This window comes from Dactylosporangium vinaceum (assembly GCF_019904175.1).
GTDB classification, from domain to species: domain Bacteria; phylum Actinomycetota; class Actinomycetes; order Mycobacteriales; family Micromonosporaceae; genus Dactylosporangium; species Dactylosporangium vinaceum.
Map to the genome: position 1 here is coordinate 6,854,018 of NZ_CP061913.1, position 14,866 is coordinate 6,868,883.

General features: G+C 73.5%; 11 protein-coding genes. 2 read left to right on the forward strand and 9 right to left on the reverse strand.

Annotated elements, in window-relative coordinates; translation table 11 throughout:
* Positions 1–189 precede the first annotated feature (189 nt).
* Together Dvina_RS30835 and Dvina_RS30840 are read left to right on the forward strand one after the other, a co-directional pair.
* The gene (locus Dvina_RS30835; protein WP_223092826.1) at positions 190–507 is read left to right on the forward strand and encodes a WXG100 family type VII secretion target; all 318 of its coding nucleotides are present in this window, start codon (positions 190–192) and stop codon (positions 505–507) included.
* A gap of 31 nt (positions 508–538) precedes the next feature.
* Complete coding sequence (locus tag Dvina_RS30840) at positions 539–832, forward strand: WXG100 family type VII secretion target (protein WP_223092827.1); 294 nt, start codon at positions 539–541, stop codon at positions 830–832.
* A gap of 205 nt (positions 833–1,037) precedes the next feature.
* Here the strand turns inward: Dvina_RS30840 and Dvina_RS30845 are convergent, their stop codons facing one another.
* The 9 genes from Dvina_RS30845 to Dvina_RS30885 all read right to left on the reverse strand — a co-directional run bounded on the left by Dvina_RS30845 (position 1,038) and on the right by Dvina_RS30885 (position 14,866).
* Complete coding sequence (locus tag Dvina_RS30845; protein WP_223092828.1) at positions 1,038–2,048, reverse strand: HNH endonuclease; 1,011 nt, start codon at positions 2,046–2,048, stop codon at positions 1,038–1,040.
* Entirely contained in the window at positions 2,015–2,722 is a 708-nt protein-coding gene (locus tag Dvina_RS30850) for a hypothetical protein (protein WP_223092829.1), read from the reverse strand. Before Dvina_RS30850 ends, Dvina_RS30845 begins: the two co-directional genes overlap by 34 nt.
* Positions 2,706–10,019, reverse strand: a complete 7,314-nt coding sequence (locus Dvina_RS30855) for a WXG100-like domain-containing protein (RefSeq protein WP_446682178.1) — start codon at positions 10,017–10,019, stop codon at positions 2,706–2,708. The genes Dvina_RS30850 and Dvina_RS30855 overlap by 17 nt, the downstream gene beginning before the upstream one ends.
* Positions 10,020–10,061: 42 nt before the next feature.
* On the reverse strand, positions 10,062–10,733 hold the full coding sequence (locus Dvina_RS30860) for a hypothetical protein (RefSeq protein ID WP_223092831.1): 672 nt from the start codon (positions 10,731–10,733) through the stop codon (positions 10,062–10,064).
* Positions 10,730–11,035: a hypothetical protein gene (locus Dvina_RS30865; protein ID WP_223092832.1), complete on the reverse strand. Its 306-nt coding sequence runs from the start codon at positions 11,033–11,035 to the stop codon at positions 10,730–10,732. Before Dvina_RS30865 ends, Dvina_RS30860 begins: the two co-directional genes overlap by 4 nt.
* 405 nt (positions 11,036–11,440) lie before the next feature.
* Positions 11,441–11,785 (reverse strand): hypothetical protein, encoded by a 345-nt coding sequence (locus Dvina_RS30870; protein WP_223092833.1) that lies wholly within the window; start codon positions 11,783–11,785, stop codon positions 11,441–11,443.
* Between the two features lie 15 nt (positions 11,786–11,800).
* Positions 11,801–12,232, reverse strand: a complete 432-nt coding sequence (locus Dvina_RS30875; RefSeq protein WP_223092834.1) for a YbaB/EbfC family nucleoid-associated protein — start codon at positions 12,230–12,232, stop codon at positions 11,801–11,803.
* Positions 12,222–13,550 (reverse strand): S8 family serine peptidase, encoded by a 1,329-nt coding sequence (locus Dvina_RS30880; RefSeq protein WP_223092835.1) that lies wholly within the window; start codon positions 13,548–13,550, stop codon positions 12,222–12,224. The genes Dvina_RS30875 and Dvina_RS30880 overlap by 11 nt, the downstream gene beginning before the upstream one ends.
* Positions 13,547–14,866 carry a S8 family serine peptidase gene (locus Dvina_RS30885; RefSeq protein WP_223092836.1) on the reverse strand — a complete coding sequence of 440 codons (1,320 nt, stop codon included), beginning with the start codon at positions 14,864–14,866 and terminating at the stop codon, positions 13,547–13,549. Before Dvina_RS30885 ends, Dvina_RS30880 begins: the two co-directional genes overlap by 4 nt.

A 14,866-nucleotide genomic window follows, 5' to 3' on the forward strand; every position in this document is an offset into this window, starting at 1 on the left:
AAACAGCAGCAGAGGGTGGGTAGACCGGTGTAAATGGGGTCAGCGCGAAATGGCCTCCATCGGCTACCGTTTTGAGCAGACAATGCACGGGGTTGTGCCGCCACCCACGGACGGCGGAGACCATGGCGACCTCGCGGCCACCCGGCCGGTGTGCAGACGCCGTGCGTCGACAGGAAGAAGGGCGGAGGTATGAGCGGTACGAGCAGCGTGGATTTCACCACGCTCTATCAGGCTGCAAAGGACGTCAGGGGGGTCCGGGAGGAGGTCAACGGCGAGATCCGGGCCTTCGACGGGACCGTTGCCCACATGCTCAGCGGCTGGCGCGGCGCCGCCGCCACCGCGTTCCAGGGCCTGGCCGGCCAGTGGCAGCAGGACATCGGCAGGGTGCTCCTCGCCCTTGACGGCATCGCCGACGCGCTGGAGAAGTCTGCGGGCATGCACCAGCAGACCGACGCCGACCAGCAGGCGGCCGTCAACTCCATCATCGCCGGCATCAACCCGTCCTGAGCGACGCACGAGAGAGGCTGAGGAACCGCGCATGAGCGACGGCGAAGTTTACGTCAACTACCAGGCGCTGCAGGACGGCGAGGCGCAGATCATCCAGATCTCGCAGCGCATCGAGCAGAAGCTGGCCGACCTCAAGGGCCGGCTCGCCCGGATCGCCTGGGAAGGCACCGACCAGCAGGCCTACCAGAGCTACCAGGCGCAGTGGGACCAGGCCATCGCGGACCTGAACACCGTGCTGGCGAAGACCGGCGCGCTGGTGGGCTCGGCCCACGGCAACTACAAGCAGAACGAGATCAACAACACGCACGTCTGGGACGGCGCCTGAGGCGTCCCGGCACCCTCCCGGCCGGGCCCCGGCCGCAGCGCGTCACCGGGGCTCGGTGGGCAGGCGGCCGGTCGTCCCGGCCGGCAACTCGTGGACCTTCACGCACAGCGCATCGGCGCCGGGCGGGCGGAAGCCGCGGGCCGAGGGCCGTCACCGCAGGTGCAGCCCAAGGTCCGGACCGGTGCGGCGGTGATCGTTGCTCCGGTCAGGCGCGCCGGTCCGCCGGCAGGCTGCGGCCCAGCTGCGGATGGGGCAGGATGCGGGCCCATCCCTCGGCGGCGTGCCGCTCGGCGGTCTCCTGCAGCGAAGCCGGCACCGCCCGCAGCGCCGACCAGAACGCGGCGAAGCTCGGCTCCAGCCACTGCAGCAGGTTGCGGGTGATGGCGTCCGGGCCGTACCCCTGCTGGTCAGCCGGGTCGTCGTCGTCCAGATAGGACACGGTGCCGTACTCCAGCCCGAGCACCAGCAGCCCGCCCTGCACGAACCCGATCGGCAGCAGCCCCGCCTCGATCCGGTCGCGCTGCATGAGGTGCTGCTGGACCAGGTCGGTGAACGGGTCCCCACCGGCCGGCGCCGACCCGAACAGCGGCTGATCAACGACAAACCCCGCCTTCGGGTGTACCGCCGGCACGCTCGCCCGCCCGCCGTTGGTGGCGACGAGGAACTCCCGGTACGCGCCCGGCAGCGGCCGCCCGATCTCGTCCTCGATGGCCAGCACCACGTCCTCGGTGAGCTCACCCTCGATGCGGCAGCGCGGCTGCACGCCCTCGGTGCCCGACACGCCGCGCCGGCGCCGGTCGTTGCCGCTGGTGCTCACGCCGCCGACGTGCCGGAACGCCCCGTAGAGCTCGATCGGCACCAGCGCGATCTGGCGGGTCAGCGGCAGCCGGGCCCACGTCCAGCCGGTCGGCGTGTGCGCCTCGTCCGCGCCCCAGAGCGGGTCGCCGCTGCGCCGGCCGAGCGCGTTGGCGGTCTGCACCCCCAGCACCCGCGCCTCGTCCCAGCCGAGGCCCTGCGGTGGCGGTGGCAGCTCGCCGAGCAGGCGCGCGTACGGAATCCAGTCCGGCACACCGTACGGCGTGATCTGGACCCCGTCCGGGTAGCGCTCGCGCAGCGCCGGCGGGCCCGGGTGGATGACCTGGCCGGCGAAGGCCATCGGGGACGGGGCTTCCGGGTCGGTGATCACTTCGCCGTCCGGCCCCCTTCGCGCGACCACAGCAGCTCCGCGGTCTCCAGCGCGTTGCGGTGATACGGCGCCGGCTCCCAGTCCGGGAAGAAGATCTCGACGGTCGGCACCACGTCGGCAGCCTCCTCGACGCGGATCGCCCGGGTCTGGGCCAGGTCCCGCTGCATGATCCGGGTCAGCCGCCAGGCGGCCGTGCCCGGGGCGACAGTGGCCAGGAAGATCCGGCGCGGCCCGTCCGGGTCGGCCCGCCAGGCCCGCCACATCCGCTGCGCACCCTTCTCGTACATGAACGCGATGGCCGCGGACTGGTCGGTGAAGTCCTGCGCCACGCCCGGCCGCGCCCCGAACCGGTGCCCGCCGTCGGTCACGGTGTCGGTCAGGATGAGCTTGTCCAGCTGCGGCGGGTCACCGCCCGGCACCCGCAGCGCCCGGGAGATCTCGACTATCGCGTTGACCTCCGGCCGGGTGAGGGGCACGTGCGCCCGCAGCGCGGCGAAGGCGATCCCGCCCGGCGTCCCGAACGGGTCGGTCACGACCGAGTCCCGCAGCGAGATGACGTCGCTGTCCGGAAGGCGCCCGGCCAGGCCGAGCAGCAGCTCGTGCAGCTGGACGTAGGTGGCCTCACCACTGCCCGGGGCAAAGCCGCGCGCCGACGGCCACAGCCGGGCGTGGAGCTCGGCGTCCGGACTATCCGGCAGGGTCACGCGGCACCTCCCGCATCACGATGATCTTCACGTTCGGATGTCCCAGCTCGTCCAGCTTGGCACGCACCTTCGCCGCCTCGGCCCGCAGCCTCGGCTCCGCGTCCGGCGGCAGCCGGTCCAACTCGACGCGCTGGATCCGGACGCCCGGTAGCAGCACCGCCTCCTGCTGCTGCGGGAAGAGCGAGAACTTGGTGATGTCGCGGGCCGACTGGCCGGTCAGCTCATACATGATCATCGCCGGCTGCGGGTCTGTCTCGTTCTCCAGGAACCGGGTCGCCTGGTTGAGGCTCCGGCTGGTGCTCACCACCTGCGTCGCCTGCCCCTCCGGGTGCTCCGGCGTGCCGTACAGCTTGGCCTTGGCCGTCGCGCTGAGGCCGTCGCCCCGGTACGTGTACTGCGGGTTGTCCGGGTGGCCGCTGGCCGGCAGCCGCCCGATCGCGTCGGCGATCATGTCGGCGTGGAAGCGCATCTCGGCCGCCAGGCGGGGCAGCGCCTCGGCCACCTTCGCGTCGACCGCCTCGCGTGCGGCGATGAGCTCGCGCTGCGCCGCCGCCTGTGCATCGAGGTCGCCGGTCCGCTTCACCGCTTCGAGCGCCCGCTCGGCGTCGATGTAGCGCCGCGCCAGCTCGGTGGGGTGGGCGACACCGCGGGGCTCCCCGCCCGCCGCCGCGTCCGCGTGGTCACCCACCGGCGCACCGTCGTGGTCGGTAGGTGGCGCCGCATCGTGCTCGCGGACCTCACCGAAGAGTTCCCGCAGGATCGCCGGGGCCTGCCGGGGATCGCCGTTGGCCAGGTTCTCCAGATGGTGCTCCGCGGCCACCTTGAACTTCGCCGTGAGCCCTTCGGTGCTCGCCAGCGTCGGATCGTGGATCTCGCGGATCGTCGCGTTCAGCAGCGAGTAGGCGTGTCCGGTGTAGACGGCGACGGCCAGGACGTGCGCGGGAGTCAGCCGGTGGACGGCGTTGAGCGCATCCTCCGTGATCGGGATGTTGTTGTTGCGCAGCCACGTCTTGACGGCCGCCTCGTCCAGGTTGTGGAACGAGTCGTACAGCGCCTGGGCTCTCGCCCGCACCTCCGGGGTGGCCTCGGAGAAGTGCCCGGCATCGGCCTCGTGGAGGTAGACCGCCTCGTGCGGCAGCTGCTCGCCCGGCATGAAGCTGCGCAGCTGGTCCAGGTCCAGCGGCAGTGAGCGGTAGAGCTCCGCCGGTGTCATGGGGTGTTCGGCGTGGATCGGCTCGATACCCCCGGCGCCGACCAGGTCGGCGCCCAGCATGATCTCCGCCATCGAGTGATCCGGTCCGGGCAGCATCCAGCCCATGAGGCCGGCCAGGAAGTCACCGCGGCTCGGCTCCCCGGCCGGGCGCTCGCCCGGCGGGTGCATCAGCTCGTAGGCGACGAGCATGCGCGCGGTGGTGCCGGACACGCCGTCGACCGCGGGGAAGCCGGCCCGGCGCATCTGCTCGGTCCACTCACCGCGCATTTCGTGCAGTGCCGCACCCTCCCGGATCAGCAGCGGCGTGCCGGGCTCGAGCGGATGCCCGAGGTACTTCGCCTGGTACTCCATCTCGCGTGTGCTGAGCGGAACGCCCCACCGCTCGTAGCTCTCCCGCGTGCTGACCTGCCCGGGCTGCGTGCGGTTGTCGCGGTCGGCTCGGCTGCGCTCGAACTCCTCGACGCTGCGCGGGGCGTCCTGCGCCCGGCGCGCGGCCCGCTCCTCGGCCCGCGCGGCCTCGTCCACGCGGCGACCGGCCTCCGCCTCGGCGCGCGCGGCCTCCCGCGCGCCGCGAGCGGCCTCCTTCCGGTCGCGGGCGGCCTCCTCCTCCCGGCGGCCGGCCTCCTCCTCGCGGCGGGCCGCCTGTTCCGCGTTGCGGGCGGCCTCCTCCTCGCGGCGAGCCGCCTGCCCCTCGCGGCGGGCGGCCTCCTCCACCCGGCGGGCCGACGCCTCGTCGTCGCGGGCGGCGTGCTCCTCCCGGGCGGCCGCATGCTCCTCGCGGGCCGCCACGTACTCCTCGAGGGCTGTCGCGTGGTCTTCCTGGCGGGCGGTGTGCTGCCGGCGGGCGGCCTCGTGCTCCGCGCGGGCGTTCGTGAACTCCGCGTGCGCGGCCTCACGGGCCTGCACGGCCGCCGCGTGCTCGGCGACGGCGATCGTGTGCTGCTCCTGGCGGGCCGCGTGCACGTCGACGGCGGCCGCGTGCTCCCGCACGGCGCGCTCGGTGAGCGCCGTTCCCAGCTCCAGCGGGCCCTCGCCCGCCAGGTTCCGGACCAGGTCGACGTTCACGACGTCCCGGACCAGGTCCAGGTTCACCTTCCCCTGCCGCTCCGCCTCCGCCGCCTGCACGACCAGGTCGACGAAGGTGCCCTTCCAGTTGCCGTAGGCGGCGTTGTAGTAGGCCGTCATCAGCTCGCGCAGGTTCGTCGGCTCGGCCGCGGTGTGCTGGCCGGTCAGGATCGCCTCGCGGCCGCGCTCCCAGCCCACCTGGCCGGCACTCTCCGGGTGGCCGTCGGAGAAGAACATCCGCTCCACCCGGTCGGCGATCGCTTCCCGGGGCGTGCCCGGCTCGAGCACGGCGTGCAGCCGCTCCATCGCCGTGCGCAGCTCGGTGACGGCCGAGCGGGCCGCGGCGATCGCATCGGGGTGGTTGGCCATGAATGCGCCGATGCGCCGCTCGTGCTCGTGCGTCAGCGCCTGCCACTGCTCGTGCTGGTGGAAGTCCTCGTAGCGGAACGTCGCCTGGTCGGTGCTCTGGCGCACCGGCTGTTCGAGCGGGTCGAACTGGCCCCGGTCGACGAACCCGCCCGGATCGCGGTCGCTCGGGTCGCGGTCGCCCGGGTCGCGGTCGCCGGGATGCGGTTCGGCGGCGCGCGGCTCGCCGGGATGCGCCGGGTCGTGGCCGGCCGGGTGCTCCGTGCCCGCCGGGTGCTCCGTGCCCGCCGGGTGCTCGGCCGGCGGCTCCAGCATCCAGTCGGTCGGCCGGAAGTGGGAGGACGGCTTGCCCGTGGCGCTGTGATCGGCCGGGCCGTCGCTGCCGAACACCGCCGGCGCGACCTCGCGGCCGAGCGACGCGCTCTGCTCCTCGGCCCAGCGGTACAGCTCGGGAAACGCCGCCTTGGCGACTTCCTTGGTCACGAAGCCGTACTTCGGGTGGGTGAGCTCCAGCTGCGGGAAGCGCTCCTGGCGGATCTGCTCGGCCTTGGCCAGCATGGCGTCCGAGGACAGCTGCACGTCGTAGTCGCTCGGTTCGGGCTCGAGCCCCAGCCGGTGCATCGAGTCGAACGGCCGGCGCAGCGGGTGCTCGGTGGCGTCACCGCGCCACTCCTGGTAGCGGCGGGCCGACTCCTCCGGCATCGCGGCCATCTCCGGCAGCGACTTGTGCGGGCCGGAGAAGAAGTTCGCCGAGGACCCCTGCAGCCGGGCGTCGATCTGCTCCGGCCGGAGCCCGTCGATCGCCATCCGCTCGTACAGCGATCCCCGGAACTGCTCGAACCGCTCGGGGGTCATGCCCAGCGGTGCGTCCCGGTTGGCCCAGTCGCGCACGGCCTCGGGCGTGATGCCCAGGAACTCGGCGTCGTGCGGGGTGATCTGGTAGCCGGAGTCGTCGGCCGGCAGCCGGTCGGCGACCTCGTCCCAGGTGACCGGCGGATGCTCGACGGCCTCGGGCGGCGCCCCGGTCTCCTCGGCCGCCTCGTCGCGGTCGCGGGTCTCCTCGCGGTCCCGGGCCTCGTCGCGGTCCCGGGTCTCGTCGGCCGGGCGGTGCTCCTCGGGCTCCCGGACCGGCTGGTGTTGTGGTTCCTCGCCGTTCCGGGCCGGTGATCGGGGCTCGGTGGTGGGCTCGGCCACGCGGGTGGCGGGCGGCTCCGGGCGAGCGGCGGGCGGCTCCGGCCGGGCGGGCATCGGCCGCTCCGCGCCGTCCGGGCCGAAGGAGCGCCAGCGGCCGTTGGGCGGGTCGGCCGGGATCCAGCGCGTGCCCTGGCGGACTCCCGAGGTCACCAGCTCCTCGCCGCGCAGGTTGCTCCAGAACCGCTCGGTGGGCGCCACGACACCGCGCCCGGACTCGCGCGCGAACTCGGCGGCCGGCGGGTGCTCGCCCTGGCCCGTGTCGCACGACGCCAGCCGGAACTGCTGGTCCTCGCCGATGCGGATGCGGCCCTCCAGCCGCAACTGGTCGACCGCGCGGGCGAACTGCTCGCCGGTGAGGGTCCGGCCGTCGATGACGAAGCCGTGCCGGGAGCCGTGCAGGTCGAGCACGACCTCGCCCGGGCGGGGCGCGTACGCCTCGGCGACCGCGTGCATCCCGTCGCCCGGGCGGTAGAAGTCGTAGCCTGCGGGCGTTTCCCGGACGTGGTCGCGGACGAGGTGCATCGCTGTCTCGTCGCTGACGAAGTGCGGGCCGCCCCGGTCCATGAACTGCTCGGCGCCGTCCGGCTCGCGCTCCGGCGCCGGCTGCTCGTGCTCGTCGCGCACGGCCGGCTGGTCGTGCTCGTCGTGCCGGGCCGGCTGCTCACGCTCGCTGTGCCGGGCCGGCTGGTCGTGCTCGCCGTGCCGGGCGGGCTGGTCGTGCTCGCCGTGCCGGGCGGGCTGGTCGTGCTCGCCGTGGGGGGCGGGGGTGCCGCGGTCGACGTGCTCGGGTGGGGGGACGCCGCTTGTCCGCTCGCGCTCGGCCGCGACCTTGGCGGCGACCTCGTCCTGCGCGCGGCCCTGCTCCGCCTCCATGCGCTGCCGGCCGTGCTCGCTGAGGCCCAGCTCGGCGGCCCCCTCCGGCCGCCGGACCTCGGCGAAGCGCGCGTTGTGCTCCACCTTGGCCGCCATGACTCGCGGGTCGTCTTCGTCACCGCTGCGCATCACCTTGTACAGGTCGTGCGTCTCGCTCTTCGTGACGAAGCTCTCGGCCGTGTGGATCTGGACCTCGAACACGTGCCCTGTCGCGTTGTCGCGCCAGAAGGAGTTGAGCCCGACGTAGCCCTCCTCCGCGCCCCAGAAGTTCTTGAACTTCACCGGCTCGAAGCGGTGGCGGTCGCCGTCCATGGTCTCGGTGAGGTACTCGATCGTCGCCTTGGCGCCGGCCTGGTAGTGCTCCTCGGGGAACCCGATGGTGTATCGGACCGTGTCCTTCATGTCCGCCAGGTGCTCGGCCATCGCGAGCTGCGGCTTCCTGTGTACCTCGTCGGCGAGCTTGCGCTTGAAGGACTCCTCGTCCTTCAGCCGGTGGTCCTCGCCGAGGAGCTCGCCGCGGACCCCGGTGGCCCGCCCGACCTCGTCGACGAGCGTGTGCATCCGCTCGGTGATGGCCGGCTCGGAGTCCCGGGCGTGGGTCAGCGCCGCGTCGGCGGCCCGGTTCTGCTCGGCGTCGAGCGTCCGGCCTTCCTCGTTCGACCAGGCCGGCTCGTGCTCGGCACCGCGGGAGGCGAACTCCTCGGCGCCCCGGTGCGCACCCACGGGCTCCGTGGTCGCCGGCGGCGGCTCGTGCGCGGTCCGCGGCTCGGCCGGGGCCGGCTGCTCGTGGCCCGGCGCCCGGTGTTCGGCCGGGGCCGGACGCTCGACCGGCGCCGGGCGCTCCGTGGGCGCAGGGCGGTCGGTCGATGCCGGGCGGTCGGTCGATGCCGGGCGGTCGGTTGACGGAGGGCGCTCGACCGGAGCCGGGCGCTCGATCGTGGGCGTCGTGTGCGTGCCGGTCTCGGCGCGCGGCCCGGGCACGGTGGCGCCCGGCCGGGTGCCCGCCGTCGCGCCGCCCGCCGCTTCGTAGCCGGTGTGCACCACGCCCGGCGGTACGGCCGCGGCCGGGGTTGTCGTGGGCTCGGTGCGTGCGGGCTCCACCCGGGCCGGCTCCGCACGGCCGCTGCCGGGGGCGACGAACGCTTCCGGCGCGTAGGTGGTGCCGGCGTCGGCAAGCGTGACACCGGGCTCGTGGCTGCCGGTGGCCGTGCGCTCGGTCGTCACCGGGTGCTCGGTCGTGGCGGGGCGCTCCGTCGTGGCCGGGTGCCCGGTGGTGCCGGCGTACTCGGTCGTCACGGCGTGCTCGGTCGTCACGGCGTGCTCGGTCGTACCGGGACGCCCGGTGGTGCCGGCGTGTTCGGTGGTCACGGCGGTCGTGGCCGGGTGGCCGGTGGTCGCCGCGTGGCCGGTGCCGGTCGTCTCGACGGTGGTGTGGCCGGCCGGCATCGAGGTCGTGTCGGCGACCGGGCGGAACGTCGTCTCGTGCGTCGCGCCGGGGACGTAGCCGGTCTCGTGCGTGGTCGAGGTCGTCGGGTGCGCCGAGGTGCTGGTGGTGGTCGTCGTCTCGCCACCGAGCACGCTCATGATGTGCTCCGGGCTCGGCTGCACCAGACCGGTCTCGGCGTTCGCCGGGTCGGTCTCGCCGCGCCCGGTGCTCACCTCGGTCACCTCGGCCCCCGGGCGGTGCGGGCCGGTCTCCGTGGTCAGGTGCTCGCCACCGGTCGTGAGGGGGCCGTGCTCGTCGCGCACGAAGCCGTGGCCGCCGAGATTCGTCGCGCCCATGAAGGCGCCCGCGCTGGCCTGCTTGGCCAGGGACTCGAAGGTGAGCGGTTCGCCGGTGGCCGCGGCCAGGCCCAGCGCCCCGAACGCGTTGCCGGCGGCGCCGGTGGTGACCCGGCCGAGGAAGCTCTTGGTGAAGTTGGGCAGGAACTTCGACGCGCCCATGTGCACACCGCCGCCGGCGACACCGAAGACGGCGCCGGCGATGGCGCCGTTGATGACGTCGCCGGCCAGCGACGACGTGTCGAACTCGGTGCGGTGCCCCTCGCCGAGCTGGATCAGCTGGATGGCGATGTCGCCCACCAGGTTCTGGACGATCATGAAGACCATCGTCCGGATCACGTTCTGGGCGATGATCCGGATGAACGACTGGGTGGCGACCTCGGCCACCGGGATGGCCGCGGTGGAGGCGCCGAACGTCGGCGCGGCCATCGCCAGGTAGTAGGCGATCTGGAGGGCCAGCACGATCAGGGCGAAGATGAACTGGTACTTCGCGAACTCGATCTGCACGGCCGTCTGGTCGCACAGCTGGCTCATCGACTCGCACAGCGCGACGAGCTTGGGCAGGTAGGCTTCCTCGCCCTCGCTGTACTTCGCCCAGTACTGCGTGAAGTGGTCGGCCAGCTCACCGCCGACAGCGCCGAGCACGTCGATCGACGCGCCGTTGCCGTCGTCGAGCACCGCCTGCACGCCCTGGGCCGCCTCGGCCCAGACGTCCCGGAGCCGCCAGAGGGCGTCCTCGTCGCCCTCGGGCCAGTCACTCCCGACGATCCACTCCAGCCATTGCAGTTCGGCCGGCAACTCCATGCCCACGACGTTCCTCCCCCGGCACGTCCAGCAGCGGCCCGGTCAGGAGCCGGGTTGATCGGGGCGCCACTGCGCCCACCAGTCGTCGGCGATGCGGGCCGCCACCCGGGACGGGATCTCCTCGAAGTCGTCCTCGCCGCTGCGCGCGTTCTGCACGAACGCGCCGGTGTGCTCCCAGCGCATCGACCGGGGCAGCACCTGGTCGCGGCGGACGCCCTCGTCGGTGCGCCACTGCCGCAGCAGTCCGGCCGGGGCGGTCGCCGGGTAGCGGGGGTGGTCGACGATCGCGAAGTACTGCGCGGCCCGCCGCCCGGTGAGCTGCTCCGGCGGGTCCGCCGTCATGGCCATGTCCGAGGCGGCGTCGCGCACGTCGTCCGGCACCGACGCCGGAGGCCGGTAGCCCGCCGCCGCGATGTGGGCCACGAGGTCGTCGTCGGGCGCGCAGCCGCGAGCGCGCAGGTAGTAGGCGGAGGCCTCCTGCCACACCCAGACCCCGTCGGTGCGGTAGCTCAGCGGCACGACCTCCCCGGCACCGGGGTCCAGCGGGTCGGTCTCGAAGCCCGACGCTCGCAGTACCATCGGCGCGGTCTCCAGATAACGGGCCAGCGACTCCCGCTCGGCGGGGTCGAGCACGCGGCGGCGGTCGGCCGAGAAGTAGGGGCCCTCGGCGTCGGTCGCGTCGAACACCCCGGCCATGCGCAGCGGGGCTGTCACGTCAGGAACTTCTTGTCGTTGGTGTCCTCGCCGCGGGCTGTCGTGTCGGCCATCTCGATCAGGCCGGCGCCCATGTCCCTGATGCCGTCGACCATCTGCGGGAAGAACTCCAGCGCGTTTTCCTTGGGCTCCTGGTAGTTCTTGTCGAACGCCTCGCCGTACTGGTCGTGGCCCTGGCACTCCCCTTCGGCGGCCAGCCCGCTCTTGAGCTTCTGGAACACCTGCTGCATCCGGTCGCTCAGGTCGGTGAAGGACTTGGCGGAGGACTTCACCCCCGGCACGTCGATCCAGTACCCGCTCATGCCGGTACCTCCGCAGGCTCCGGTACCGGCCTGAGCGCCGCCCTGCAACACTGATGAGCGGCCACTCCGCTGCGCTCCGTACCGCTCATGCCGCCACCCCCGCAAGCTCCGGCGCCGCCCTGAGCTCCAAGCTGTAACACTGATGAGCGGCCACTCCGCTGCGCTCCGTACCGCTCATGCCGCCACCTCCGCAAGCTCCGGCGCCGGCCTGAGCGCCGCCCTGCAACACTGATGAGCGGCCACTCCGCTGCGCTCCGTACCGCTCATGCCGCCACCCCCGCAAGCTCCGGCACCGGCCTGAGCACCGCCCTGCACTCATGATGAGCGGCCACTCCGCTGCGCTCCGTAGCGTTCATGCCTTCCCCGTTTCCGTGCCATTCGTCCCCGACAGCCTAGCGACACGTGTCACTGCGGGCCGCCCCGCGCCGGGTCGCGCCACTGGACTCCGGTCACGGCCAGGCCGGCCCGGACGGCCGCGGCGCCCACCTCGTCGACGAGGGAGGCGAGCGAGTCGGCGGCCGGCTGGTCCTCGGCGTTGATGTGGAACTCCCACGGGCCGTCGAGGTCGTGGCGGTACAGCACGATCTGCACCCGCCCGCCGGGCACCTCGCGCGTCCCCGTGCCGAGGACGTCGTCGTAGGCGTCGCCGAGCCGGCCCTCCGGCTTGAGGTGCAGCAGCTCTCGCAGCCTGTCGAGGCGATCCCTGTCGATCTCGCCGGCCAGCTTGACGGTCGCCGCCCAGGAGAACATGCTCGCCGTCCCTTCCTAACCGGCTGCCGGCGGTCCACCGGCGGCACCCCGGCGCAGGTCACGCAGGCCGGGCATGTCCTGTGGATCTTCCGGGAAGATCTTCGTCACGTCAAAGTCGGCGCCCATCCCGGACAGGCCGGCGAAGTTCGGCGCGTGCGGGGCGACGAGCTCCTGGACCCGCCGGCGCAGGTCGGCGGTCGCGGCCTTCGTCGTCGTGACGATCGTCTCGCCGAGGGTGACGGAGTCGAGCAGCCGGAACGCCCGCGGGTTGATCTCCACCTTGGTCAGCTCGCCGCGGTGGTCGACGCTGACCTTGACCAGCTCGTCCTCCGACTGCGCGGTGGCGCTCAGTTCGGCCATCTCGCGCTGCATGCGGCCGATGTTGTCGCGGGCCTGCCGGTACTGCGCCAGCAGCTCGTCGAGGTGTGCCTGATATTCAGCCCGCACGGTCGGTCCCTCCCGGTGGGTTCGCCGGTGGTTGACCGGGCGGTGGATACGGCGGCGGGTAGCCCGCCGACGACGGGTGGCCCGGCGGCTGGTATCCCGACGGCGGGTAGCCCGGCGGCGGATATCCGGGCGGGCCGGCGGGGCGGCGGCGCCGGGAGGCGCGCACGATCAGCAGGACCACCACGACCAGCACGGCCAGCAGCCCGGCTCCGACGGCGCCGCCGATCACGAGCGCGGTCGGGACGCCGGCGCCGGACGCGGGGGCCGGGGCCGGGGCCGCGGCCGTCGGGCCCGCACCGGCCGATGCGGGGGCCGAGGGCGCCTCGCCGCCGAGCGGGTTGGCGCTCACCTGGGGTACGTCGGCGGTCAGCGCCTCCAGCGGCTGGATCACGCCGAATCCGTAGTCGCCGTCGCGGCCCGGTGTGCCCGCGTCCTTGGCCGTGCGGATCAGTCGATTGATCACGTTCGCCGCGCTGAGCTGCGGATACTTGGCTCGGATGAGCGCCGCGACACCGGAGACGATCGCGGTCGACGCGCTCGTGCCGTCGGCGGTGCCGTAGGTCGACGGCGACTTCGACGGCGGTACCGCCACCGGGATCTTCGTGGCCGGCGCGGCGATGACCGCGGCCGCACCCCGCGTCGACCCGGACCACAGACTGCCTGTCTGGTCCACGCCGGCGACCGCGACGACGCCGGGGATCGACGCCGGCGACAGCGGCTCCTGGATCCCCGCCGTGGTGTTGCCGATGCCGGCGATCACGACCACGTCGTGGCTGAGCGCGTAGCGCACGGCCTCGATCTCGTAGTCGTGGGCCTCGCCGACGTGCCCGAGCGAGATGTTGATGACCTTCGCGCCGTGGTCGGTCGCCCACGTGATGGCGTCCGCGGTGGTCTGCGCGTTGGAGTTGCCGGTGACGGTGGAGTTGGCCACCGGCAGGACCTTCGCGCCCGGCGCGATGCCGAGCAGGTGCTCGTTGCTGCCGCCCTTGGCCGCGATGATGCTGGCGACGCCGGTGCCGTGCACGACGCCCGGGTCGTCGGGGCCCCAGCCGTCGGCCGGTCCGCCGGACGCGGTCGTGCCGCCCTTCTGGACCTGGCCGCTGAGGTCGGCGTGGGTGGCGTAGATCGGGCTGTCGATGACCGCGACCGTCACCCCGGCCCCCTTGCTGACCTGCTGGGCCTGCGCGATCTTGTACGGGCCCAGGAACCACTGCGCCGCCCGCACGTCGAGCGCGGCGTGGGCGGGCGCGCCCGTCAGCACCGAGCCGAGCAGCCCGGCCGCCACGGCCGCCACCGCGAGCCGCGCCGGGCGGTTCACTGCCGTCGGCCCGGATCGTCGGACGGCGGCCAGTTCGGTGGTGGCCGGAACGAGCCGGTCGATGGCGGCGGCGGAGGCGGCTGATACTGCGGCGGCGGCACTCCCCCCGGCGGCCCGGGCCACTGCGCGGTAGCGGGCGGCGGCACCGGCCGGCGGTTGCGCCGCCGCGCGGCCACGATGATCACCGCGAGCAGCGCGCCGAGCGCGACCACCGGGCAGGCGATGAGTGCGACGAGCCGCCCGACGTTCAGATGCCCGCCCAGCGCCGGGGGCGAGGGCTTCACCGCGGTGGACGACGGGCCGGGCTGGCCGGCCGCCGGGCCGCTGAGCGGGTTCGTGTCGACGGCGGGCACGTCGGCGGTCAGCGCCGCGAGGGGCTGGATGGTGCCGAAGCCGAACTTCGGGTCGCGGCCCGGGTTGCCGTTGTCCCGGGCCGTGCGGATCAGCCGGTTGATGACGTTGGCCGCGTTCATCTGCGGGAACTTGGACCGGATAAGCGCCACCACGCCGGAGACGATCGCGGTCGAGAGGCTTGTGCCGTCGGCGAGGCCGTAGCCGGAGGGGAACGTCGTGGAGTCGCCCGCGACCGACATCTGCGATCCGGGCGCCGCGACGACCGTCTCCGGGCCGTACGTCGAGCCGGACCAGAAGTTGCCGCCCTGCTCGACGCCGGAGACGGCGACGACACCGGGGATGTTGGCCGGTGAGATCACTGCGTCCATGCCCTCGCCGCGGTTGCCGGCGCCGGCCACCACGACCACGTCCTTGGCGATCGCGTAGCGGATCGCCTCGGTCTCCTCGTCGGTGGCACTGCCGTTGTGCCCGTTCGACAGGTTGATGACCTTGGCGCCGTGGTCCGCGGCCCACTTGATGCCGGACGCGGTGGTGATGCTGGTGCCGTTGCCGCCGTTGGAGTTCGCGACGGGGAGGATCTTCGCCGCCGGGGCGATGCCGAGCAGATGGTCGTCGCCGCCGCCCTTGCCGACGATGAGGCTCGCCACCTCGGTGCCGTGGGCGTTGCCGGGGTTGTCGGCGCCCCAGCCGTTGGCCGGGCCGCCGCCGGTGGAGGTGCCCTGCAGCAGCTGGCCCTTCAGGTCGCGGTGGCCCTCGAAGATGGGTGTGTCGACCACGGCCACGACCACGCCCGCGCCCTTGGTGATCTGGTGCACCTCGGTGAACTTCAGCGGGGTGAGGTACCACTGGTACTGGCGCACCGGGTCGGCCTGCGCCGGCCCGGCCCAGAGCACCGGGCCGGTGAGCCCGGCCAGCACGGCCAGGGTCGCCGCGATCGTGCGGCGCACGGTCAGCCTCGTCAT

Coding starts and splice junctions, on each gene's coding strand:
- Dvina_RS30835 (WP_223092826.1), top strand. CDS start 190: ATGAGCGGTACGAGCAGCGTGGATTTCACCACGCTCTATCAGGCTGCA.
- Dvina_RS30870 (WP_223092833.1), bottom strand. CDS start 11,785: ATGTTCTCCTGGGCGGCGACCGTCAAGCTGGCCGGCGAGATCGACAGG.
- Dvina_RS30865 (WP_223092832.1), bottom strand. CDS start 11,035: ATGAGCGGGTACTGGATCGACGTGCCGGGGGTGAAGTCCTCCGCCAAG.
- Dvina_RS30885 (WP_223092836.1), bottom strand. CDS start 14,866: ATGACGAGGCTGACCGTGCGCCGCACGATCGCGGCGACCCTGGCCGTG.
- Dvina_RS30855 (WP_446682178.1), bottom strand. CDS start 10,019: ATGGAGTTGCCGGCCGAACTGCAATGGCTGGAGTGGATCGTCGGGAGT.
- Dvina_RS30840 (WP_223092827.1), top strand. CDS start 539: ATGAGCGACGGCGAAGTTTACGTCAACTACCAGGCGCTGCAGGACGGC.